The organism is Mesorhizobium tamadayense (assembly GCF_003863365.1).
GTDB classification, from domain to species: domain Bacteria; phylum Pseudomonadota; class Alphaproteobacteria; order Rhizobiales; family Rhizobiaceae; genus Mesorhizobium; species Mesorhizobium tamadayense.
In genome coordinates this window covers 39,543-62,277 of the sequence record NZ_RQXT01000020.1, presented here as the reverse complement: position 1 = coordinate 62,277, position 22,735 = coordinate 39,543, and the positions used below count along the sequence as shown (strand labels likewise).

General features: G+C 62.9%; 21 protein-coding genes and 1 pseudogene. 17 read left to right on the top strand and 5 right to left on the bottom strand.

The features are described 5' to 3' along the window. The 3 genes from EH240_RS17450 to EH240_RS17440 are packed head-to-tail and all read left to right on the top strand — an operon-like array spanning window position 1 to window position 2,125. Window positions 1-774, top strand: coding sequence for a thiazole synthase (locus EH240_RS17450; RefSeq protein WP_125000368.1), 774 nt, complete (start codon window positions 1-3; stop codon window positions 772-774). Continuing rightward, window positions 771-1,376: a thiamine phosphate synthase gene (locus EH240_RS17445; RefSeq protein ID WP_125000365.1), complete on the top strand. Its 606-nt coding sequence runs from the start codon at window positions 771-773 to the stop codon at window positions 1,374-1,376. The genes EH240_RS17450 and EH240_RS17445 overlap by 4 nt, the downstream gene beginning before the upstream one ends. Further along, entirely contained in the window at window positions 1,367-2,125 is a 759-nt protein-coding gene (locus EH240_RS17440; RefSeq protein ID WP_125000362.1) for a hydroxymethylpyrimidine/phosphomethylpyrimidine kinase, read from the top strand. The genes EH240_RS17445 and EH240_RS17440 overlap by 10 nt, the downstream gene beginning before the upstream one ends. Before the next feature lie 14 nt (window positions 2,126-2,139). Here EH240_RS17440 and EH240_RS39045 read toward each other — a convergent pair. From EH240_RS39045 to EH240_RS17420, 4 genes and pseudogenes are all read right to left on the bottom strand, one after another. Beyond that, window positions 2,140-2,530: pseudogene (locus EH240_RS39045) on the bottom strand (DUF3363 domain-containing protein); the annotation flags it as partial. A 366-nt stretch (window positions 2,531-2,896) separates the two neighbouring features. Beyond that, a complete protein-coding gene (locus tag EH240_RS17430; protein WP_125000358.1) occupies window positions 2,897-3,679 on the bottom strand; it encodes an ATP-binding cassette domain-containing protein in 783 nt (260 codons plus the stop codon). Further along, the gene (locus EH240_RS17425; protein WP_125000356.1) at window positions 3,672-5,921 is read right to left on the bottom strand and encodes an ABC transporter permease; all 2,250 of its coding nucleotides are present in this window, start codon (window positions 5,919-5,921) and stop codon (window positions 3,672-3,674) included. Before EH240_RS17425 ends, EH240_RS17430 begins: the two co-directional genes overlap by 8 nt. Before the next feature lie 191 nt (window positions 5,922-6,112). Further along, window positions 6,113-7,195: a substrate-binding domain-containing protein gene (locus tag EH240_RS17420; RefSeq protein ID WP_125000354.1), complete on the bottom strand. Its 1,083-nt coding sequence runs from the start codon at window positions 7,193-7,195 to the stop codon at window positions 6,113-6,115. A gap of 613 nt (window positions 7,196-7,808) precedes the next feature. Here EH240_RS17420 and EH240_RS17415 point away from each other — a divergent pair. The 14 genes from EH240_RS17415 (at window position 7,809) to nuoG (ending at window position 22,200) form a co-directional block, all read left to right on the top strand. Beyond that, complete coding sequence (locus tag EH240_RS17415) at window positions 7,809-8,309, top strand: NADH-quinone oxidoreductase subunit J (RefSeq protein ID WP_125000514.1); 501 nt, start codon at window positions 7,809-7,811, stop codon at window positions 8,307-8,309. Further along, entirely contained in the window at window positions 8,309-8,611 is a 303-nt protein-coding gene (gene nuoK, locus EH240_RS17410; protein ID WP_125000351.1) for an NADH-quinone oxidoreductase subunit NuoK, read from the top strand. Before EH240_RS17415 ends, nuoK begins: the two co-directional genes overlap by 1 nt. 3 nt (window positions 8,612-8,614) lie before the next feature. Then, on the top strand, window positions 8,615-10,069 hold the full coding sequence (locus EH240_RS17405; RefSeq protein ID WP_125000348.1) for a monovalent cation/H+ antiporter subunit D family protein: 1,455 nt from the start codon (window positions 8,615-8,617) through the stop codon (window positions 10,067-10,069). Further along, on the top strand, window positions 10,066-10,320 hold the full coding sequence (locus EH240_RS17400) for a hypothetical protein (protein WP_125000345.1): 255 nt from the start codon (window positions 10,066-10,068) through the stop codon (window positions 10,318-10,320). The genes EH240_RS17405 and EH240_RS17400 overlap by 4 nt, the downstream gene beginning before the upstream one ends. Next, the gene (locus tag EH240_RS17395; RefSeq protein WP_125000342.1) at window positions 10,313-12,073 is read left to right on the top strand and encodes a Na(+)/H(+) antiporter subunit D; all 1,761 of its coding nucleotides are present in this window, start codon (window positions 10,313-10,315) and stop codon (window positions 12,071-12,073) included. The genes EH240_RS17400 and EH240_RS17395 overlap by 8 nt, the downstream gene beginning before the upstream one ends. 8 nt (window positions 12,074-12,081) lie before the next feature. Further along, on the top strand, window positions 12,082-13,557 hold the full coding sequence (locus tag EH240_RS17390; RefSeq protein WP_125000339.1) for an NADH-quinone oxidoreductase subunit M: 1,476 nt from the start codon (window positions 12,082-12,084) through the stop codon (window positions 13,555-13,557). Further along, window positions 13,554-14,993, top strand: a complete 1,440-nt coding sequence (locus EH240_RS17385; RefSeq protein WP_125000336.1) for an NADH-quinone oxidoreductase subunit N — start codon at window positions 13,554-13,556, stop codon at window positions 14,991-14,993. Before EH240_RS17390 ends, EH240_RS17385 begins: the two co-directional genes overlap by 4 nt. A gap of 154 nt (window positions 14,994-15,147) precedes the next feature. Beyond that, the gene (locus EH240_RS17380; RefSeq protein ID WP_125000333.1) at window positions 15,148-15,513 is read left to right on the top strand and encodes an NADH-quinone oxidoreductase subunit A; all 366 of its coding nucleotides are present in this window, start codon (window positions 15,148-15,150) and stop codon (window positions 15,511-15,513) included. Continuing rightward, on the top strand, window positions 15,501-16,004 hold the full coding sequence (locus EH240_RS17375; RefSeq protein ID WP_125000330.1) for a NuoB/complex I 20 kDa subunit family protein: 504 nt from the start codon (window positions 15,501-15,503) through the stop codon (window positions 16,002-16,004). The genes EH240_RS17380 and EH240_RS17375 overlap by 13 nt, the downstream gene beginning before the upstream one ends. After that, window positions 16,001-16,564 (top strand): NADH-quinone oxidoreductase subunit C, encoded by a 564-nt coding sequence (locus EH240_RS17370; RefSeq protein WP_125000327.1) that lies wholly within the window; start codon window positions 16,001-16,003, stop codon window positions 16,562-16,564. The genes EH240_RS17375 and EH240_RS17370 overlap by 4 nt, the downstream gene beginning before the upstream one ends. A gap of 1 nt (window position 16,565) precedes the next feature. Next, entirely contained in the window at window positions 16,566-17,780 is a 1,215-nt protein-coding gene (gene nuoD / locus EH240_RS17365) for an NADH dehydrogenase (quinone) subunit D (protein ID WP_125000324.1), read from the top strand. Between the two features lie 16 nt (window positions 17,781-17,796). Next, window positions 17,797-18,309, top strand: coding sequence for an NADH-quinone oxidoreductase subunit NuoE (gene nuoE, locus EH240_RS17360; RefSeq protein WP_125000321.1), 513 nt, complete (start codon window positions 17,797-17,799; stop codon window positions 18,307-18,309). A gap of 4 nt (window positions 18,310-18,313) precedes the next feature. Further along, the gene (gene nuoF / locus EH240_RS17355; protein WP_125000318.1) at window positions 18,314-19,579 is read left to right on the top strand and encodes an NADH-quinone oxidoreductase subunit NuoF; all 1,266 of its coding nucleotides are present in this window, start codon (window positions 18,314-18,316) and stop codon (window positions 19,577-19,579) included. A gap of 32 nt (window positions 19,580-19,611) precedes the next feature. Beyond that, window positions 19,612-22,200 (top strand): NADH-quinone oxidoreductase subunit NuoG, encoded by a 2,589-nt coding sequence (nuoG, locus tag EH240_RS17350; RefSeq protein ID WP_125000315.1) that lies wholly within the window; start codon window positions 19,612-19,614, stop codon window positions 22,198-22,200. Window positions 22,201-22,251: 51 nt separating this feature from the next. Here the strand turns inward: nuoG and EH240_RS17345 are convergent, their stop codons facing one another. Then, complete coding sequence (locus EH240_RS17345) at window positions 22,252-22,692, bottom strand: CBS domain-containing protein (RefSeq protein ID WP_125000312.1); 441 nt, start codon at window positions 22,690-22,692, stop codon at window positions 22,252-22,254. Between the last annotated feature and the right edge of the window lie 43 nt (window positions 22,693-22,735).

Here is a 22,735-nt window from a genome sequence, read left to right as displayed (position 1 = left end):
ATGTTCGAGCTTCTCGGGACGACGCTTCCGTCTCGCCTGCTTCTCGGCACGGCTCAGTATCCTTCGCCAGCCGTCCTTGCCGATGCGGTCAAAGCGTCGGGCACGTCGGTGGTGACCGTGTCATTGCGGCGCGAGATGGCAGGCGGCAGAGCTGGCGAAAATTTCTGGTCGTTGATCCGCGCGCTCGGCACGAGAATCCTCCCCAACACCGCCGGTTGCCACTCCGTCAAGGAAGCGGTCACGACCGCGAAAATGGCGCGCGAAGTGTTCGGCACGAACTGGATCAAGCTCGAAGTCATCGGAAACCACGACACGCTGCAGCCCGATGTGTTCGGCCTGGTCGAAGCCGCGCGCATCCTGTGCGAAGACGGCTTTGCGGTATTTCCTTATACCACCGACGACCTTGTCGTGGCCGAGCGGCTGCTGGAAGCGGGCTGCAAGGTCTTGATGCCGTGGTGCGCGCCAATCGGTTCCGCCCTCGGGCCGGTCAACATCGCGGCGCTTCGCTCGATTCGCGGACATTTCCCCGACGTTCCCATGATCGTGGATGCCGGGCTCGGACGGCCGTCGCACGCGGCGACCGTGATGGAATTGGGCTTCGACGCCGTGCTCCTGAACACGGCGGTCGCCAAGGCGGCCGACCCCGTCGGCATGGCGCGTGCGTTCGGCAAGGCGGTCGAAGCCGGTCGCGAAGCTTTTGGTTCGGGAATCCTCGAACCGCGTGAGGTCGCGGTGCCATCGACACCGACATTCGGCAGGGCGGTTTTTGCATGAGGCTCGATCCCTTCTACCTGATCGTCGACAGCGCCGCCTGGATCGAGCGATTAGCGCCGCTCGGCGTCAGGCTGGTGCAACTGCGTATCAAGACCTTGGATGAGGCCGGGTTGCGCGCGGAAATCCGCAAGGCGAAAGCCTTGTGCGCCAGACACCATTGCCAGCTCATCGTCAACGACCACTGGCGCCTGGCAATCGAGGAAGGCTGCGACTTCGCTCATCTTGGCCAGGAGGATTTGCAGACCGCCGACCTCGCGCAGATGCGGGCAGCGGGCATCAGGCTTGGACTGAGCACGCATGATCATGCCGATTTGGAAACGGCCATGGTTGCGAACCCCGACTACGTCGCGCTTGGGCCCGTCTATCCCACCATCCTGAAGAAGATGAAATGGGCGCCGCAAGGCCTTGAACGGATCAGCGAGTGGAAGCGCCGGGTCGCGCCGATCCCATTGGTCGCCATTGGCGGCCTCAATCCTAAGCGGCTCGACGGTGTCTTTGCGGCTGGCGCCGACAGCGCCGCCGTGGTTACCGACATCACACTGAACGGCGACCCCGAAGCGCGCACGCGAGAATGGATCGAAAAGACAGGGCAATGGCGCTGAGGCGAAACCCGCATGTGCTTGTCGTCGGCGGATCGGATTCCAGCGGCGGTGCTGGAATAGCACGCGATATCGAGACGATCTCTTCCATTGGCGTGCGCAGTTGCCTGGCTGTCACGGCGCTGACGGTGCAGACGCACGAAAGTGTGACGGAAATCCACCATTCGCCACCAAGCTTGGTGGCCGGCCAGATGCGCGCCGCTCTACAGACCGACGATGTGGCTGCCATCAAGATCGGCATGCTGGCGACGGCGGAGAACGTCGTTGCCGTTGCCGCCGTGCTGCGCGAAAATCCGCACGTGCCAGCGATACTCGACCCGGTGCTGGCCTCGACGTCAGGCCGAGCGCTCTTGGAAGCAGGCGCGATCGAGGTCATGAAGCGTGATCTGATGCCGCTTTGCAGTTTGGTCACCCCCAACGGCTTCGAGTTGGCGCTGCTCGTCGGCGCGGAACGCATGGCCGACGAGGACGGCGCGGTCAGGCAGGGCCGGGAATTGCTGGCCGCGAATGCGCAGGCGCTGCTGATCAAAGGAGGCCACGCATCTGGACCGCAATCCACCGATATTCTGCTGCGCCGCAATCAACAGCCTGTCCGCTTCGACGCACCGCGTCTCGCCGCGTCGATGCGCGGAACGGGATGCATACTGGCCAGTGCAATCGCGGCGCATCTTGCCAAGGCGGGTCCGCTCGAAGACAGCGTGCGCAAAGGCAAGCTGTTTGTGTTCGAGAAGCTCCAGAAAACTTCCCCGTAAGAGCGACAAATAGCTCAAATCCCAAGTGTTCGCTTCCTGCCGAAACTCCAATCCAAGCTGCCCTCGCCGCGAACAACACCGCCAACGTGGTTGCCGAGTCGCTTTTCGAGTGATGGCGACCAAGGCACAAGCCTGAAGCCAAGACCGTCGTCGATCATCGCGAAGCGGCCGGAGGCGAGAGAGAAACGTTGCCGGCCAGCGACGTGATCACCGTCTGCGGCCTTCGTGAACGGCAACTCTGTCTCGGCGGCGAGCCGCGCACCGAATGCATCGAGCTCTCGGCTTCGCAGCGTGTCGATGAGATTTCGCGCGAGAATGACACGCTGACCCTCGCGCCGGGCGAGGCTCTGCTCGATCAGATGATTAGTGCGATCCTGGCGCCTGCCTAATCTCCCTACTGAAGCCAGTTTTACAGAGTTCTCCGCTCGATCTTCAAAGTCAGGAACTCGTCCGGCTGGGTTGACAGAGGCGCTGAACCGCCCTGACGGGCGCACAGAGGGCGCGGCAAACCGAAAAGCCAAAAGAAAAAGTGACTTGCGCTCCAAGAGGTCTCGCACTCTGGCTGAGGGCAACTTCGCTCGACCATGGGAGGGACGGCCGAAGAGTAAGTCTGGCGAACCCCGCTCGACGATCCGGCCGTGTCGATCACGGTCCAAGAGACACGACCGCTTGGGATGCATTGAGGCATCCGGCGAAGCACGGGGGGCCAAAATCCCGGGAGAACCCTGCACGGATTTGCTGGCGCGAACCTGTCCCAATAGCGGATGTCGGTCAGATTGCCGCTGCCTGATCGGCCGTAAGCGCCCTCTCCCGCGTGCCAGAGACGATTATCTCCAGGACCTCATGCTCGTCGGTGTTCCTGATGTGGCGGTCGCCGACGTTCTCTCCGCGCTTGAGGACCATGACGCGGTCGCCCACCGCGAATATATCAACAAGCCGATGCGAGATGATGATCTGCGCGACGCCCTGCTTTTTCAGTTCCAACATGGTCTCGAGGAGTCGATCGGTCGCCATCACCGAGAGATTGGCGGTCGGTTCGTCGAGGATCACGACGCGTGGCTCGAACGAGATAGCGCGGGCGATCGCCACGGATTGCTGGCGGCCGCCGGACAGGCTCTCGACCTTCTGGAAGACGGAATTCACGTCGACCTTGAGCCGCTTCAGTACGCGGTCGGCCTCGGCGTACATTTTGCGACGATTGACGAACGGGCCTTTGCGCGGCCAGCGGCCGAGAAAGATGTTCTGGCCGACATCCATGTTCCCGCAAAGAGCGAAATCCTGGTAGATCATCTCGATGCCGGCGTCGCGGCTCTCATGCGGACTCCTGAAGTGCACGAATTGGCCGGCAACTGAGATTTCGCCGGAATCGCGCTGATAGGCGCCAGTCAGGATCTTCATGAGTGTAGACTTGCCAGCCGAATTGTCGCCGACCAAGCCAAGGATCTCGCCAGGATAGAGCAGCAGATCGACCTTGCGAAGCGCCTGCACTGCTCCGAAGGCCTTTTCGATGCCCCGCATTTCCACGATCGGTTGAGGCGATGTCGCGTCAGGCATGGGTGGTTTCCGGGGTTCGTGCGCGTCTCGCGAGGCGAGCTCGCAGGCGACCAAAGATGTTGGCCTGGCGCACCCAGATGTCGATCAATACTGCGGCAATCAGGATGATACCAATGAAGACGTTGATCCAATGCTGCGGCATGCTGAAGCCCTGGACATTGAGCTGGAGGAGCGCCCGAACGAGGGTGATCACGGCGGCACCGGCGAGAGACCCCAGCATGGTGCCGTAGCCGCCGAAGATCGACCCGCCGCCGATGATCACGGACGCGATGGCGTCGAGCTCGCGGAACTGGCCCGCAACAGGATTGAAGCTTCGGAAGTAGGCCACGTTGATGAGACCGGCCATGGTCGCGCAGAGCGCCGACAGCATGAGCGCGATGAAGCGCGCCCGGTTGGTGTTGATGCCGGCATAGGCGGCCGCGCGGACGTTGCCGCCGGTCGCATAGACCTTCTGCCCAAACGGGGTGTAGGCGAGCACGATGCCGGCAAGCAGGGCGACCAAGACCATCCAGATGGTCTGCACGCTGACCACCTCGGCGACCGTCTTGAGGATGCCATCGGGAAGCACGATGCCGAAGTGAAGGAGAATGTCGTTCACCTTGCGGCCAAGCAGGTTGTAGCCCTCCGACCAGCCGGTGAGCTGCTGACCGGCGACGAACCATGCGGCGAGGCCGCGGGCGATGTAGAACATGCCAAGCGTGGCAATGAAGGCCGGGAGCTTCAGGCCGACCGCAACGATGGCGTTGACAAGGCCAGCGATCATTCCAGCCAGTAGGCCCATCGCGATGGCGGTGACGGGATCGGCGCCCAGAACCTTCAGGAAATAGGCTGCGGCGCTGCCGGCGAGCGCAAGGACCGCTCCGACAGAGAGGTCGATATCGCCGGCAGCGATGACATAGGTGAGCCCCACCGTGATCAGCGCCAGTTCGGTATAGTTGAGCAGGATCGCAAAAGTGTTGGAGAGGTTCCACCAGTAATCTGGCCTGAGGAAGAGACCCGTGAGCCACAGCACCACCGTCAGGATGACGGCGAGGGCATCGCGCCGGGCGAGGAGCTTGCCGAACCCGGTTGCCGACAGCGCGATGTCAGTCGCCATCGCGCCCTTGGTCACGACGCCTTCGAGCGCAACGCCGCCGATCTCGAAGGCGGGCGGCGGCGGCTTGCCACGCAGCCATGCCCAGAGCCGCGCCGCTACCTGGCGGCGGATGAGATAGGGTTCGATCAGCACGGCGACGACCAGCAGCAGCCCGAGGAAGACCGGCACCGCACCCACCGGCAGGGAGTAGACGGCGTTGACCGTCACCTCCTCCTCCCCGATCTTGATGGTGCGTGTGATCGGCAAGCCCTCCCGCAGCACCTTGTCGAGTAGCACGACCAGCATGGCGCCGAGGCAGGACCCGGCAACGCGGCCGCGACCGCCGAGGATCGAAGCGCCGCCGATGATCACCGCGGCGATGACGGTGAGTTCGCCGCTGACCCCGTAAAGTGGAGTTACGCCCTTGTCCTGGGCGGCTGACAGCAGGCCGGCGACGGTGGCGCAGAGCGACGAGAGCAGATAGGCGCGGATGCGCACCCAGTTCGTCGGTATGCCCGCATAGACCGCTGCCTGCTCGTTGCCGCCGGTCGCAAAGGTCTCGTAGCCCCAGCGTGTGTTGGCGAGCACGTAGGCGCCGATCACCGCAACGACCGCGAAGATCTCGATCTGGTTGTTGAAGCCGAAGAGGTTCGTCTCGCCCAGGTGAAAGAAGGTTGGGGCCTCCTTCGCCTTGCCTGGATAGTAGATCGCCTGCCCGTGCGTCAGCGCGAGCACGAAGCCGCGGCCGATCAAAAGCGTGGTCAACGTGGCGATGAAGGCCGGCACTTTGAGGATGGTAACGAGCACGCCGTTGACAAAGCCGATCACCACGCCAAGCAGGACGCATACGATCACCGAGGTGACAATGTCGAGATTGGCAAAGCTTGGCGCGAACAACCGGGCAAAAACAACGGCCACCAGGCCGTAGATGGAGCCGACCGAAAGGTCGAGGTCCTTGTTGATGATGACGAAGGTCATTCCGACGGCGATAATGGCGACACGCGAGGTGTCGCGAAGCAGTGCATGGAACGCCTCCGAGGAGCCGAAGAACGTTGGATTGACAACGGCGCCGCCGAGATAGATCAGCGCCAGCAGCGCAAGCAATCCCATTTCCCAGCCACCGACGAGCTGAGGCGGAAGACGGCGAGCGAGAGCTTCAGCGGTCATATGTGCGCGGGTTCCGAAGGGCAAAATGCGCGGGAGGATGCCAGCCCTCCCGCGACGGATTCAGAATCGCTTCTTGTTTTATGCATGTCGCTATCCCAAAACCGCTGCGCACTTTTGGGCGACATGCATTTTGTTTTATGCATGTCGTTGTCCCAAAAACCGCTACGCACTTTTGGGCGACATGCATTGGTTCAGTTCTCGAAGCGCTTGCCGACCTTGCCCACAGTCTCCTGCGTCACAAGTTGGGCGCGCGTGTCGAGATTGGCAGCCGCGATGCCACGGTCGATCTGCAGATAGAGCTGCATGACCGGATAGAAGCCCTGCAGGAAGGGCTGCTGCCCGAGCGCGCCAGTCAGGTCGCCGCTCTTCAACGCATCCTGCTGGGCCGGCCCGAGGTCGAAGCCATAGGCGCAGATCTTGCCGGTCTTTCCGGTCTGGGCGACGGCCTTCGCGAGCGCCGGCGTGAACACATTGTTGCCGGCGAAGGCGCCGACGACGTCACCGCGCGATTCGAACAGCGTCACGATGCCGTTCACCGGATCGTTCGGATTGGTGTCGATGCCGGTGTTCTCAGGCCCCGCGTCGACCTTGAAGGCGTCAAGCTTGCCGGCGGCCTTCAGGCCCTTGACGATCGCATTGAAGGCCGAGGTGACGCGATTGTTCACCTCGATGTTACCCATCGCGGTCGATGACGGCAGCACGATCGAGCCCTTCTCAATACCCTTGTCGGCCAGGCACTTGACGAGCGCCTCGCCGGCGATTGCCGCAGCGGAGGCATCCTGGCCAGTGTGGCTGATGCCGCTGCGGTCTAGGATCGTGCCGTCGAAGGAATTGGTCGTGGCCACCGGTATGCCCTTGGCCTCGGCTGCCTTGACGATGTCGTTATAGGCGCCGACCTGGGGCGTTGTCATGATCAGCCCGTCGATCGTCGGGTCCTGCACGATCTGGTTCAGGATTTCGATCTCGCGGGCCGGGTCATCGGTCGGAGATTCCGAGCCGAGCAGCAGTATCTTGGCGCCAATCAGATTGCCGGCGGCGGTCGCGCCGACATAGACGGGATCGAAGAAGCCGTTGCCCGCCGTATGGGTCACGATCGCGAAAGTGAGGTGACCATCGGCCGAATGGAAATCCTTGGTTGTGGGGGCCTCCTTGGCGGCTTCTTCGAAGCTGTAGCCGCCGACTGCTTTCTCGACGCCGCCGGATTGGGCGAAGGCGGAGGGCACGCCAATCAACAACCCCGCGGCGCATGCCGCGAGTGGGAAAGTACGTCTCATGATTATCCTCCCTTGCATCCAACGGGCGGAAGCCGTTCGGGCGCAATTATTAAGGAGTTTTCCGAGTGCTTCCTCCCGTTGCGTAATAATCTGCCCAAAGCCTGTCCAAGTAAATAGGCTGCTGCGTCCTTCGTCCGGGCGGTACCCACTCGAAAGAGCGCGGGCTGGTCCAGGTTTTTTCACTCGATGCGCCCGGTCCAGGCGAGCACAACCAGATTAAGCAGGCTATCCTCCAAGCGAGCATCGAATTGGGTCAGGAACTTCGCGCGAGATATCAATGGTGACCTCAGCTATGAACCGAAGGATATGCTCCTTAGGCCGCACGCGACGGCCTCGGCAGCGACTTCGTCTCCGGAATCTGTACCGGCGTCCCCGTCTGCCCTTTCCGTGCCGCCTGAAAGCCCCGCTTCAACCGAGCCTATCCTGTCACGGATCAGCAAGGCTTTCCGAGAAGTGCGCCTCGCTCTCAAATATGAGTTTAGCTCAGCACTAAACCACGATAATCTTGAGAAAAATCGGATATTAGGGCACAATTTGGGAACGGAAGTGGACAGCTATCTCAAGTCCGGCCCTGTCGCGCCGAGTGACAGTTCGCGTCGGAGGAGCGGCGTCGATGGATCAGGGGTTCTTTCTTCTGTTCGCTGCGGCGTCCGTGGTAGCGGCCCTGACCTTGGTCCTGGCGCGGAATCCTGTTCACAGCGCATTGGCGCTGATGGCGTGTTTCCTGCAGGTATCGGCGATCTTCGTCTTGCTCGAGGCGCCGTTGCTCGCGGTTATCCAGATTTTCGTCTATGTCGGCGCGATCATGGTCCTGTTCCTATTCGTGATCATGATGATTGATGTACGCGAAGCGGTGTTGCAGCGGTTCTTGCCGGGTAGCAACCTGCCTGTTCTGGTGCTGCTCGTCCTGCTTGGGGTCGAGATGCTTGTACTGGTGCTCAGGAGCGACCGCTTTTCGGTCGCGGAGCCCGTCGCAACGAGCACCGGCGGTGAGGTCAGGCAGCTCAGCACGACGCTTTTCGCCGACTATCTCCTTCCGTTTGAAGTCGCCTCCGTCATCCTGCTGGCGGCCCTGATCGGCGCCATCGTGCTGGCGCGGAAGGAGCCGCGGTGATGGTGCCGCTCTGGTGGTATATCGTGCTCGGAGTGGTCCTGTTCGTGATCGGTGCGGCGGGCGTGCTGCTCAGACGCAATATCCTGGTCGTGCTGATGTCGCTGGAACTGCTGCTCAACTCGGTCAACATCAATTTCATTGCTTTCGGGCACTACTACGACGACTTCCGCGGGCAGATTTTTGCAATCTTCGTCATAGCAATCACTGCGGCGGAAGTTGCCGTTGCCCTCGGCATCCTGGTCGCCCTGGCGAGGAACAAGTCCACCCTCAAGGTCGACGAAGTGACCATCATGAAAGGATAGCCGGTGATATCGATCCGGCCGCTGCTTGCCGTTGCCGTCGCCGTTCTGGCGGCCCTTGCAGTTCTCCTTCTGAACAAACGCGAGAAACTTCGCGATGCCGTCTCGCCGTTGGCCGCGATCGCCATGTTCGCAATTGTCGCCTCGATGGCGCCCACGGTGCTGGCGGGCGGGACAGTCGATTTGCGCCTGTTCGAGATTCTGCCGGGGATCGACTTCGCTTTCCGCGTCGATGCGCTCGGCATGGTGTTTGCCACCGTCTCGTCGCTGCTGTGGATCGTGGCGTCGATCTATTCCATCGGCTACATGCGACACTTGAATGAGCATGCGCAGACCCGGTTCTTCGCCTGCTTCGCCGCCAGCCTCGCGGCGGCCGCCGGGGGCGCCTTCGCCGCCAATCTGTTCACGTTGGTGATCTTCTACGAGGCGCTGAGCCTCGTTACCTATCCGCTCGTCTACCACCATGAGGACGAGGAGGGATGGGCGGGCAGCCGCAAGTACCTCGTCTATTTGATGGGCGCGTCGAAAAGCCTGCTTCTGGCAGCGCTGGCGTTGACTTACCAAATTGCAGGATCGCTCGACTTTGTGCCGGGGGGACTGCTGGCGGGGGTCGACGTCTCGGCGCCGCTGCTGACCGTCGTCTATTTCTGCTATCTCTTCGGCTTCGCCAAGGCCGCGGTGATGCCAATGCACGCCTGGCTGCCTGCCGCGATGGTGGCGCCGACACCGGTTAGCGCGCTCTTGCATGCGGTGGCCGTCGTCAAGATGGGGGTGTTCTGCGTGCTGCGCGTGGTGTTTCACGTCTTCGGCGCAGGGCTGGTCGGCGGGCTGGGGCTCGGCATCGCCACGGCCTATGTGGTCTCGTTCACGATCCTGATGGCGTCCATCTACGCCCTGACGCGAGACGACCTGAAGGCACGGCTCGCCTATTCGACGGTTAGCCAGCTCTCCTACATCGTGCTGGGCGCGGTTCTGCTGTCGCCCGTCGCGATGGTCGGCGGGATCATTCACATCGCGGCGCACGCATTCTCGAAGATCACGCTTTTTTTCTGCGCCGGGTCGATCTATTGCGCGTCCGGCAAGCGCAACATCAGCGACATGGCAGGCATAGGCCGCAGGCTGCCCTGGACGATGGGGGCGTTCTTCGTCGGCTCGCTCAGCATGATCGGAGTGCCGCCGGCGGCGGGCTTCATCAGCAAGTGGTATCTGGCGCTCGGCTCGGTGGAGGCCGGGGAGACCCCGTTCCTTATCGTGCTCTTGATAAGTTCGGTACTGAACGCCGCCTATTTCCTCCCGATCAGCTATGTCGCCTTCTTCGGGACGGAGGCGCAGGAGAGCCCGGCGACCGTTCGTGAAATTCCGATGTTGACGATCCCGCTGATCGCGACCGCCATCCTGTCGGTGGCTATGGGCATCTTCCCGGACTATTTCCTCGCCCTGGCGGAAAGAGTCGTCAGATGATCAAGCACGTCGTCGATTTCTTTGGCGATGAGAGACATGCGAAAGTGCGTCGCCGGCTATTCTATCTGGTGCTCGGCCTGATCGTTATCGCCGACTTTCTGGTCTTCCGCGAACACGCTGAATACCTGTGGGAGCGGCTGCCTGGCTGGTCTGCCCTCTACGGCTTCGGCTCCTGCGTGCTTCTGATCTTCGTGTCAAAGTTTCTTGGCCATCAGTGCGGGCTGATGCGGCGCGAGGACTATTATGACTGACTTCGTCCATCCCGGCCTGCTGTTCATTCTCGGCGCGCTGCCGATCCCCTTCCTGAAAGGGTCCGTCCGCAAGGCCTATGTGCTGCTGATCCCAACGCTGGCGATCCTGGCGGTGCTGACGATGCATCCTGGCAGCTACGGCGCGGCGCGATTCATCGGGCAGGAAATCCTGATCGCGAAGGTCGACAAGCTGAGTGTCCTGTTCGCCACCGTTTTCAGCATCATGGCATTGATCGGCACGGTCTATGCGCTGCACCTGACGCGCGCAGGACAGCATGTTGCGGCGTTCGTCTACGTCGGCGGCGCGCTCGGAGTCGTATTCGCCGGCGACTACCTGACCCTGTTCCTGTTCTGGGAGGGTATGACGTTTGCCTCTGCCTACCTGGTCTTTGCCCAGCGCAGCGAGCAGGCGCTCCGCGCAGGGTTCCGCTATCTCATGGTCCATATCACCGGCAGCGTTGCCCTGCTCGGCGGCATCATTCTCCACGGGTTCGCCACCGGTTCGCTGCTCTTCGGCCCGATCGAGGGCGGGCTGGGCTTCGCCACCTGCCTGATCCTTGCCGGGTTCCTGCTCAACGCCGCGGTGCCGCCACTCAACGCCTGGCTGACCGACGCCTACCCGGAAGCGACCGTCACCGGGGCCGTATTCATGAGCGCCTTGACCACGAAGACCGCCGTCTATGTGCTGGCGCGGGCGTTTCCGGGGACCGATCTTCTTGTCTGGCTCGGCACTGTGATGGCGCTTTACGGCGTTATCTACGCGGTGCTGGAGAACGATTGCCGGCGGCTCCTGGCCTATCACATCGTCAGCCAGGTGGGCTACATGGTGGCGGGTATCGGCATCGGGACCGAGATGGCGGTGAACGGCGCCGTCAGCCATGCCTTCGCGCATATCCTCTACAAGGCGCTCCTCTTCATGGGCGCGGGGGCGGTGATCCACGTCACCGGGCGGCGCAAGCTCACCGAACTCGGAGGGCTCTACAAAACCATGCCGGTAACCCTTGCGCTCTACATGGTTGGCGCCTTTGCGATCTCGGCATTCCCGTTCTTCTCAGGCTTCGTCACCAAGTCGATGGTGGTGGCTGCCGCCGGACAGGATCATCGCGCGCTGGTGGTGCTGGCGCTGACAATGGCGTCGTCGGGCACGTTCCTGCACACCGGGCTCAAGCTCCCGTACTACATGTTCTTCGGCACGGACCAAGGGCTGGAAGCGCGAGAACCGCCGCGCAACATGCTGGTTGCGATGGGTATGGCAGCGGTGCTCTGCATTGCGATCGGAGTGTTCCCCCAGACGCTCTACGCGCTTCTGCCCCACCCGGTCGACTTCGAACCCTACACCGGCGTCCATGTCACCGAGAGCCTCGGCGTGCTGATGTTCACCGCCTTGGGCTTCGTCATCTTCCTCAGGGCGCTCGACCCCGAGAATACGATCAGCATCGATACCGACTGGCTCTACCGCATGGGCGCGCGGCGCTTCATGTGGCTCGCCGAAAAGCCATTGGCGCGCTACGAGAAGGCGGTGAGTGACGTGTCCGAGACCGCGGCGCTGCCCTTCCTGCATGGAACGGCACGGGCAGGACTGCGGATCGATCTGCACGGCGTGGACGCCTTCGTGAACGCCGTCGCTCGCACGATCCTGGCCGGCGGCGGAGCGTTGCGGCGGCTCCAGAGCGGCGTCGTGACCCACTACGCGCTGGCGATGATTGCCGGTGTGATCGCGGCCATCGCCGTATTCGCTGTGGCGTGGCAGTAGGGGGCGCCATGGCGGTCCCTCTGCTTAGTCTCATCGTCTTCACGCCAGCCGTCGGGGCGGCGGCGCTGATGTTTATCCGCAACGACGATGTGGTGCGGTGGATGGCACTGGCTGTCACTATCCTCGACTTCGCGCTTTGCATCGCCATGCTGGGCGGCTTTGACACCTCTACCCATGAGATGCAGTTCACCGAGACGCACCCGTGGGTGCCCGCGCTGGGGATCACTTACGCACTTGGCGTCGACGGGATCAGCGCACTCTTCGTGTTCCTGACCGCGCTGTTGGGCTGGATCTGCGTGCTCGCCTCGTGGGTCGCAATCGACCGCAAGGTGAAGGAGTTCATGGTCAGCCTGCTTGCCATGCAGGCGCTGATGCTGGGTGTGTTCTGCGCGCTGGACCTGTTCCTGTTCTACGTCTTCTGGGAAGCGATGCTGATTCCGATGTACGTGATCATCGGCGTCTGGGGTGGCGATGGCCGGGTCTATGCAGCGTTCAAGTTCTTCCTCTACACGCTGGCGGGCAGCCTGATGTTCCTGATCGGTGTCATCGTGCTCTATTTCCACGGTGGCGAGACCTTCGACATCCGCACCCTGATGGCGCAGCATTTGCCGTTCCAGGTCCAGTCATGGCTGTTCTTCGCCTTCCTGATCGCCTTCGCGGTCAAGGTGCCGATGGTCCCGGTCCATACCTGGCTGCCGGACGCCCATGTGCAGGCGCCGACGGCCGGCAGCATCATCCTCGCCGCCGTGCTCCTGAAGATGGGCGCCTACGGGTTCCTGCGGTTCTCACTGCCAATGCTGCCCGAGGCGACGGTGCACTATTCGACGCTGATGCTGGTCCTTTCGGCGGTTGCCATTGTCTATGGCGGGTTGCTCGCCTTGGCGCAGGATGACCTGAAGAAGCTGGTGGCCTATTCCAGCATCAGCCACATGGGCTTGGTGACGCTGGGGATTTTCACGCTGAACCTCCGTGGGCTCGAGGGCGGCATCTTGCAGATGTTCAATCATGGCGTGACTACCGGCGCGTTGTTCCTGTCCGTGGGCCTTATCTACGAGCGGACCCATACCCGCAGCATCGCGGATTATGGCGGGCTGATGAAGGCGGCGCCGGTCTATACGGCGTTTCTTGCACTGTTTGCCCTGTCATCGATGGCGCTGCCGGGAACGAATTCGTTCGTGGGCGAGTTGCTGGTGCTGTCAGGCGCGTTCGCAGCCAACTTGGCTGTCGGTGCCGCTGCCGTTCTGGGCGCCTTGCTGGGAGCGGCCTATCTGCTTGGCATGTATAGGAAAGTCGCGCTTGGACCGGCCAGCATCGGCATGCGGTTCAAGATCCGCGACGTGAACGCCCGCGAAATGGCGGCGATCTTGCCGCTAGCCGTCTTCGTTCTTTGGATCGGGCTCTATCCGAAGCCCTTTCTCGAAATCATCGACGCCTCGGTGAAGCATCTACTGACGCAGGTGCAGGGTAAGGGGGGCGCCCAATGACCGCCGCCGCGCTTTTCCAGTCGATTCTGGCGAGCCTGCCAGAGATCGTCGTGGTTACCGGGGCCTGCATCCTGCTGATCCTGGGGCAGCTGGTGCGGAAGGGGCAGCAACATTTCCTTGTCTGGGCTTCAGTCGCGGTCGTGCTGATTGCCGCCCTAGGGACACTCATGCTGGCGGGCGAGGTGCGGCCGGCCTACTCGGGCATGTTCGTCGCCGACCGCTTCGCGGTCTTCTTCAAGGTCGTGTTCTATCTGGTCACAGTTCTGACATTCCTTCTTTCGCGAAAATATGCCGAGATCGAAGGGATCGGGAGTAGTGAATACTTTGTACTGCTGCTCCTGGCGCTCTCGGGAATGATGATCATGGCCTCAGCGACCGACCTCCTGTCGATCTATGTAGGTCTCGAACTGACGGTGCTCTGCACCTATGTGCTGACCGGCTTCCTGCGCCAGCAGCAGCGGTCGAACGAAGCGGCGCTGAAATACGTGATCCTCGGCGGGGTCTCGACCGGGATTTTCCTTTACGGCGTTTCGCTGATCTACGGGCTCACCGGCACGACGCAGTTGGACAGGATGGCTGCGGCGGTGACCGGTGATCAGCTCGATCCCGGATTGCTCTTGGCTGTGGTCTTTATCGTCGCGGGGCTGGTATTCAAGGTCGGCGCGGTGCCGTTCCACATGTGGGTGCCGGACGTCTATGAAGGCGCGCCGACGACGATCACCGCCTTCATGTCGGTGGGGCCCAAGGCAGCGGGGTTCGCTGTGATCCTGCGGGTGTTCCTCAACCCACTGGTCGCGGCCTCGAACGTCTGGATCATCGTTGCGGTCATTGCAGCAGTGACGATGGCGCTCGGTAGTTTCGTGGCGCTGGTGCAGGACAATTTCAAGCGCCTCTTGGCCTATTCCAGCATCGCGCATGCCGGGTTCGCCATGTTCGGCGTGGCGGCCGGCGGTGCGGACGGGGTTGCCAGCGTGATGCTCTATTTGCTGATCTATGCGTTCATGAATCTCGGCATCTTCGGCATCGTCATCATGATGCGGAACGGCGATTTCTCGGGCGAGGTCATCGAGCACTACGCCGGTTTCGCCAAGTCGCATCGCGGGCTGGCGCTTCTGATGCTGCTTTATCTGTTCTCGTTGGCTGGCATTCCGCCGACAGCCGGGTTCTTCGCCAAGTTCTACGTGCTGGTTGCGCTCGTCGAGCGGGGTTTCGTCATGCTGGCGGTGATCGCAGTGCTGCTGAGCGCAGTTGCCGCCTACTTCTACATCCGCATCGTGATGGTGATCTACATGCGCGAGCCGGAGGGCGCGTTCGATCCGGCGCTGACGCCCGCGGTCCGCGCCACACTCGCCTTCACCGCTGCCGGCACCATCGGCATCGGCCTGTTTCCGGCGTGGTTTCTGAGGCTTGCTCAACATGCCGCGATTGGCGGCTGATCGAATGGATTTGCAATAATCCGACCGACGGAATACTCTGACGGTACTAGAAAGGAATGCCCTAGTCGCTTCCAAAGGGCGCCTGCAACACCGATCCAAAGGCGTCGGTGGCAGCTTGAGTAGAGCCCTCGGCGGGTGACCGGGGCTGTGCGACGTGACCGGAATGGAGTTCCTGCCGGTACTTTTCATGGTCGCCGGAATTGTTCTGGTGGCGGGTGCTACGCTTTTTGTCTCCTCGCTCCTGCGCCCATCCAATCCTTATCCCGAGAAGAACATGCCCTATGAATGCGGCATGGACCCGGCGGGCGAAGCCGCCGGAGGCCGCTTCAGGGTACAGTTCTTCATCATCGCGATCCTGTTCGTGGTCTTCGATGTCGAGACTATGTTCCTCTTTCCCTGGGCCGTCGTGCTGAAAGAGATCGGGCTGGTCGGCTATGTCGAGATGTTCGTCTTCATATTGCTTCTTCTCGTGGGCTTCGCCTACGCCTGGCTGAAGGGGGCGCTGGAATGGGAGGCGTAAACAACGCGATCCGCGACAGCGTGCTGTTCACCACGGCCGACAGCCTGATCAGTTGGAGCCGAAGGTCGGCGCTGTGGCCCGAAACCTTCGGCATCGCCTGCTGCGCCATCGAGATGATCTCGGCGGGGTGCGCCCGCTACGATCTCGACCGCTTCGGCGTGGTGTTCCGGCCTTCGCCGCGCCAGTCCGACGTGATGATCATCGCCGGCACGATAACGCGGAAATTCGCGCCCGTGGTGCGTCGGCTCTACGACCAGATGCCGGAGCCGCGCTGGGTCATCGCCATGGGCACCTGCGCCATCTCGGGCGGGGTCTACAACACCTACGCCGTGGTGCAAGGGGCGGAGACCTTCGTGCCGGTGGACGTGCATGTGCCGGGCTGCCCGCCTCGGCCCGAGGCGCTGATGCACGGCTTCCTTCTGCTTCAGGAGAAGATCAAGAAATCCAGGGCGCTGGCCGGGACGCCTCTGGACCGGGTCACGGTGTCATGAGCGCGGAGACGTCCCTCATCCGCTCCCTGATCGCGGAACGTTTCGGGGAGGCCATCGAGGAGCTTGGCTTCTCGCATGGGGTTTATGCTTTCGCCGCTTCGCCAGACAGGATCGTCGAGCTTTGCCGTTTCCTGAAGGAACACCCGACGCTGCGGTTCGATTTCCTGTCCGACATCTGCGGGGTCGATCACTACCCCGAGATGCCGCGCTACGAGGCAGTGTACCACCTCTATTCGCTGCCGAACAAATGGCGCGTGCGGATCAAGTGCCGCCTCGGCGATCCGCCGCGGGTCCCGTCGGTGACGGGGGTCTGGCGCACCGCCAATTGGCATGAGCGCGAAGCCTGGGACATGTACGGGATCAGGTTCGAGGGCCACCCCGACCTGCGCCGGATCTATATGTGGGAAGGGTTCGAGGGCTTCCCGCAGCGCAAGGACTTTCCGCTGCGGGGCTACAAGGACAAGCTGAACCCGTTTGGCGCCGAAGGCCCGCCGCCGACGCAGCCCGACCTCGCCACCGAGGACATTCCACAGGGAGGCCGCTCCACACCGGGGACTTGAGATGACCGAAGTCACGGAACTGAGCTGGCCGGAAGCCGATGCACCCCACACCAAGGAGGTGCTTCTCAACCTCGGCCCACAGCATCCCAGCACGCATGGGGTGCTGCGGCTCGTCCTCGAGTTGGACGGCGAATATGTCGCGCGCGTGGACCCGCATATCGGCTACCTCCACCGCGGCACCGAGAAACTGGCCGAGAGCTTCACCTACACCCAGATCTTCCCGCTGACCGACCGGCTCGACTACCTCTGCCCGCCCTCGAACAACCTGGCCTTCGCATTGGCGGTGGAGAAGCTCCTGGGCATCGATGCGCCGATCCGCGCGCAATATATCCGTGTGCTGATGGCCGAACTGGCGCGGATCTCCGGTCATCTCCTGATCACCGGCGCACTCCCGCTGGACCTGGGCGCGATGACCGCGCTCCTTTATGCCATGCGCGAGCGCGAAATGATCATGGACTTGCTGGAGATGATCAGCGGGGCGCGGATGCACACCTCCTTCTGCCGGGTCGGCGGTGTGCGCGAGGATCTGCCCGACGGGTTCTTCCCCAAGATCCGGGAGTTCTGCGACATCTTCCCGAACCGGATCCGCGACTATGAACGGCTGGTCGATAACAACCGGGTGTTCCTGAAGCGCACGCAGGGGATCGGCGTGATCTCTGCCGCGGACGGCATCGATCTGGGCCTGAGTGGCCCGAACCTGCGCGCCTCGGGCGTCGACTGGGACATCCGCCGCGACGAGCCCTATGAGATCTACGACCGGCTAGCATTCAACGTTATTACCCGCGATGAAGGCGATTGCTACGCGCGCTGGCGATGCCGCGTCGAGGAAATGCGCGAGAGCGTACGGATCATCGAGCAATGCCTCGACCAGATGCCCGACGGGCCGTTCCAGATCGACATGCCGACTATCGCCTTCCCGGTGGACAAGGATCGGGTGCACTGCTCGATGGAGGCGCTGATCCAGCATTTCGACCTATCGGCCTATGGCTTCAAGGTGCCGAAGGGCGAGGTCTACTCGGCGATCGAGGCGCCAAAGGGCGAGCTCGGCTTCTACATCATCAGCGACGGGTCGCCAAAACCGTTCCGCATGAAGGTCCGGGCACCCTCGTTCGTCAACCTTCAGGCGCTCTTCGGGGTCACCAACGCACGCTACCTGGCGGACATGATCGCCGTGCTCGGCAGCCTCGACCCCGTGATGGCTGAAGTGGACAAGTAGCAGGGATTTGGGCGCGATGACCATGCGCGAAAAGATCGAAGAGGCGGCGGCGCGATATCCCGACCAGCGCTCGGCAATCATGCCCGCGCTTCTGATCGCGCAGAGGGAACGTGGCCATCTGCCCGGCCCGGTGCTGGAAGAGGTCGCCGACATCCTCGGCGTCGAGCGGATCTGGGTCTACGAACTGGCGACCTTCTACACCCTCTTCCATACCGAGCCGGTCGGCATTTTCCACCTGCAGCTCTGCGACAATGTCTCCTGCATGCTGCGCCGATCCGAGGACCTGCTGAGGCACCTGGAGGAGGTGCTCGGCATCAAGAAAGGCGGCACGACCCCGGACGGGCTGTTCACGCTTTCGACCGTCGAATGCCTCGGCGCTTGCGAGATGGCCCCGGTGATGCAGGTCGGCGACGACTATCATGGCGACCTCGACATCGCGCGGATCGACGCGCTCCTGGACAGGCTGCGCGCGACGGTGCGGCAGGCGACTGGCGCCGATCTCGCTGCCGCTGGACCGCCGGGAGAATAGCGCCATGTTCGAACCGGTCCTTCTCAGGAACGTGGACGTGCCGGATGGCCATCTGCTCGCGACCTACGAGGCCGGCGGCGGCTACCGGGCCCTGGCCAAGGCGCTGCGGAAGCACACGCCCGACGAGATCATCGACGTCGTCAAGAAATCCAACCTGCGCGGTCGCGGCGGAGCCGGATTTCCTACGGGTATGAAATGGAGCTTCGTGCCCAAACGCGCCGGCAAGCCGAAATATCTGTGCTGCAATGCTGATGAGGGCGAGCCGGGCACCTTCAAGGACCGGATCATCATGGAGCGTGACCCGCACCAGCTCATCGAAGGCATGGCGATCAGCGCCTACGCGATAGGAGCGGAAACCGCCTATGTCTACATCCGCGGGGAATACACGCTGGCGATCGCGCGGCTGGAGCAGGCGATCGCCGAGGCCCATGCGAAGGGTTATCTGGGAACACGGATTCTGGGCTCGGATTTCAGCTTTGCCGTGCACATCCATTGCGGCGCCGGCGCCTATATCTGCGGCGAGGAGACCGCGATGCTCGACTCGCTTGAAGGCAAACGGGCACAGCCGCGTCTGAAACCGCCGTTTCCGGCAGTCGAAGGGCTCTACGCCAGCCCGACCGTGATCAACAACGTCGAGACGCTGGCCTGCGTCCCGCATATCGTGGCGCGAGGGCCAGACTGGTTCCGCGGCATCGGCCCGGACAAGAGCCCCGGCCCGAAGCTCTATTGCCTAAGCGGACAGGTGCGGAAACCGGGCCTTTACGAGCTGCCGATGGGGATACCGCTGCGCGAACTGGTCGAGGACTGCGCCGGCGGGGCGCTACCGGGGCGCAAGCTCAAGGCGGTGATCCCAGGCGGGGTTTCGGCGCCGCTGATCCCGGAGCGCGGGCTGGACGTGGGGATGGACTTCGACTCGCTGGCCGCCGCTGGCTCGATGCTCGGCTCGGCCGGGGTGATCGTGATCGACGACTCGACCTGCATTGTCAAAGTCGCCACACGGATCATCGAGTTCTTCCACCACGAGTCCTGCGGCAAGTGCACCCCCTGCCGCGAAGGGCTGAACTGGGTCGTGAAAGTGCTGCGCCGGGTCGAGGCGGGCCAGGGCGCGCCGGGCGATATGGAACAGCTGGAGGCGCTCTGCAAAGGCATTTTCGGCAACACGTTCTGCGCTCTGGGCGACGGCGCGGCGATGGGCCTGCGGGCAGCACTGGCCCATTTCGAAGATGAATTCGTCACGCACATCGAGGAGCGGAGGTGCCCGTTTCACTGAGGAGGGCGCAACGAGAGGACCGCGAGGAAGCCATGGTTCGCGTCACAATCGATGAACGAACGCTGGAAGTGGAGGCTGGCTCCACGGTGCTCCAGGCCGCCGAGCGTTTGGGCATCGACATCCCGACCTTCTGCTATCTGAAGCGGCTGCCGGCGCTGGCCTCCTGCCGCATGTGCCTGGTGGAGATTGAGGGGCAGCGCCGGCTACAGCCTTCTTGCGCCACCGCGGTCACCGACGGCATGGTGGTGCGCACGAACACGCAGCTGATCGACGAAACGCGCTCTTCCATGCTCGACATGCTGCTCGCCAACCACCCTCTCGACTGCCCGATCTGCGACAAGGGCGGCGAGTGCGAGCTTCAAGACATGGTGATGGCATACGGTCCCCGCACAAGCCGATTCCGAGATGCCAAGCGTGTGTTCCACTCCGAGGACATCCGTCTCAGCCCGGTCATCATCATGAACGTCAACCGCTGCATCCAGTGCCAGCGCTGCGTCCGGATGTGCGAAGAAGTCGTCGGCGCGGTCGCCTTGGGCACCATTGAGAAAGGCATGGATACCGCTGTCACTGGCTTCGAGGGCAGTCTCGCGAGCTGCGATCAATGCGGCAATTGCGTCGAGGTCTGCCCGGTCGGCGCGTTGATGAGCTTCCCTTATCGCTACAAGGCGCGGCCCTGGGATCTGGTCGAAACGGACACGGTCTGCCCGCATTGCGGCACCGGCTGCCAACTGACCGTCGGCGCGCGCAAGGGCGAGTTCATGCGGGTCCGCTCGAAGGTGGAGCACGGCATAAACCGCGAAACGCTCTGCGTGCGCGGGCGCTTCGGACTCGACTTCGTCGGCAGCCAGGACCGGATCAAGCGGCCGATGATCCGTCGTGACGGGGTCCTTGTTCCGGTTTCCTGGAACGAAGCGGGGGACTACCTCCGCCGGCGGCTGTCGGCCGTCGCCAGCAAGGCTGTGGGCGGGCTGGCCTCGCCGCGCCTGCCCAACGAGGTGCTTTATCAGTTCCAGAAGCTGATGCGCACAGCGTTCCGGACCAACAATATCGACTGCTCCTCGCGCTGGTCCACGCCTTTTGATGCGCTCGGCCCGTTGGTGGCCTCCTTCTACACCCGCGCGCCGCTGGAGGAGGTAATCGGCAACGACTGTGTGCTTGTCGTCGGTGGCAACGTGACGGACGAAAACCCTGTCACCGAATATTTGCTGCGGGACTGTGCACGGCGGCGACAGGCCGGCTTACTCATGCTCTCTGCGCGGCCATCCCGTCTGGACGCCGATGCGCGGGCAGTCGTTCGCGTGCCGCCGGGCGGTGAGGCTCAGGGCCTTGCCGCGGTGATGAGCGGACTGGGGGCGGCTGGCCAGGCACTGACGGGCAATGTTTTTGCGGACATCGGCGCGAAAACCGGCCGGCCGGCAGCGGCTACCGACAGTGACGGTCCGGACCGTCTGGCCGCGGCGCTGCTGGAAGGTCGCAGCGTCACCATGCTTGTCAGCGCCGACCTCTTGAGATCGCCCCTGGCGCGCGCGACGTTGCAGCAGCTTAACAACCTTTTGCAGGTTCTGCGCGCGCTCGGTAAGGGCCTGGCGATGCAGTTCCTCTTCGACCGTGCCAACCAACTGGGCGCCTGGGACATGGGCGTTCTGCCGACGGCGCTGCCGGGGCCACGCGCGCTCGCCGGTGATGCGGCGCGCCCAACTCTCGAACGGGCCTGGGGCGCCGAAATCCCGTCTGAACCGGGCGTGGATTTCGACGCCATGCTGGAACTCTGTGACAGGAAGCGAATGGGTGCGCTCTATGTCGTCGGAAGCGACCCCCTGATGTCCTATCCCGACCGGGGATTCGTGCAGCGGGCGCTTCGCGCCGCCGACCTCCTGATCGTGCAGGACGCGTTCCTCACGGATACGGCGGGCTTGGCGGATGTCGTGCTGCCCGCGGCGAGTTATGGCGAGGAATCCGGTACGTTCACCAACAACGAGGGCCGCATCCAGAAGGTCTGCAAGTTCCGCGAACCCGCCCTCGAGGCGCGGGACAATCTGGCGATATTCGACTTCGTTGCGGCGCTTCACGGCCAGGCATTGCAGCCGTCGATCCAGGGCGAAATCTTCGGCGAGATTGCCCGGCTGGTTCCGGCCTACCAAGGGTTGACGCAGGACGGGCTTGGCGCCGACGGAGCATTCACCAAGGCGACCCTTGCGCCACCGGTTGGCGAGTTCTTTGCCCACCCACCCGCCCCCATTGCAGCCGACCGGCTCATGCTGGTCACCGGCAACTGCCTGTTCCACAACGGATATCTTTCCGAGCGCTCGGAGATCCTGAATACGGTCGCGGATGACCCATATGTCGAGATGAGCGCGCCGGATGCAGCGCAGCGTGGCCTTGCGGATGGCGATCAGGTGGTGGTGCGATCGGCCCAGGGCGAACTGACGGCGAAGCTCAAGGTCAACAAGCGTTTCCCCAGGGGCCTAGTGTTCGTTCCCGAAAACTACAGATCCCTGCGTCTCAACAGCCTGATGCGGCGGGGCGAATACCCATGTCCGGTGGAAGTTCAAATGGCGCACGCGGCCTTCGAGATCGCCACTCTCGCCGGGGTCGGGGCGCGGCCTGACAATCCGATCTGAGGCGGGTTCCCCGGGCAGCCTGCCCTGATCCTGCGCCTTGAGCCGGCGTCGTCAGTGATAGCCGGTCCCGGCAATGTAATCGTACAGCACCTGCTCGTTGCTCAGCAATTCGTCCAGGCGGTGCTTGACCACGTCGCCGATGCTCACCACGCCGACAGTGGCGCTGCCATCCATGACCAGCACATGGCGCGTACGCCGTTTGGTCATGGTCGCCATCACCGAAGGCAGCAAATCCTGTGTCGAACAGGTCGCCACATTGCGGTTCATGATGTCGGCGACCCGCATCATGGGCGCCTCGGTTCCGTATTCAGCCACCGCATAGCAGCAGTCCCGCTCCGACAGCGTTCCCAGGCATTGGCCGGGGAACCGGCCGACGACCACGAAGCCGATGTTGTTCTCCCGAAACAGCCGTAGCACTTCCACCATCGTCTGACTTGGAGTGACCGAGATGACCTCGGGAGCCTTGGTCTTCAAGATTTGGCAGACCAGCATATGAGCCTCCTGTCTGCGCGCTCCGGCTTGGCAGTTGGCGCGC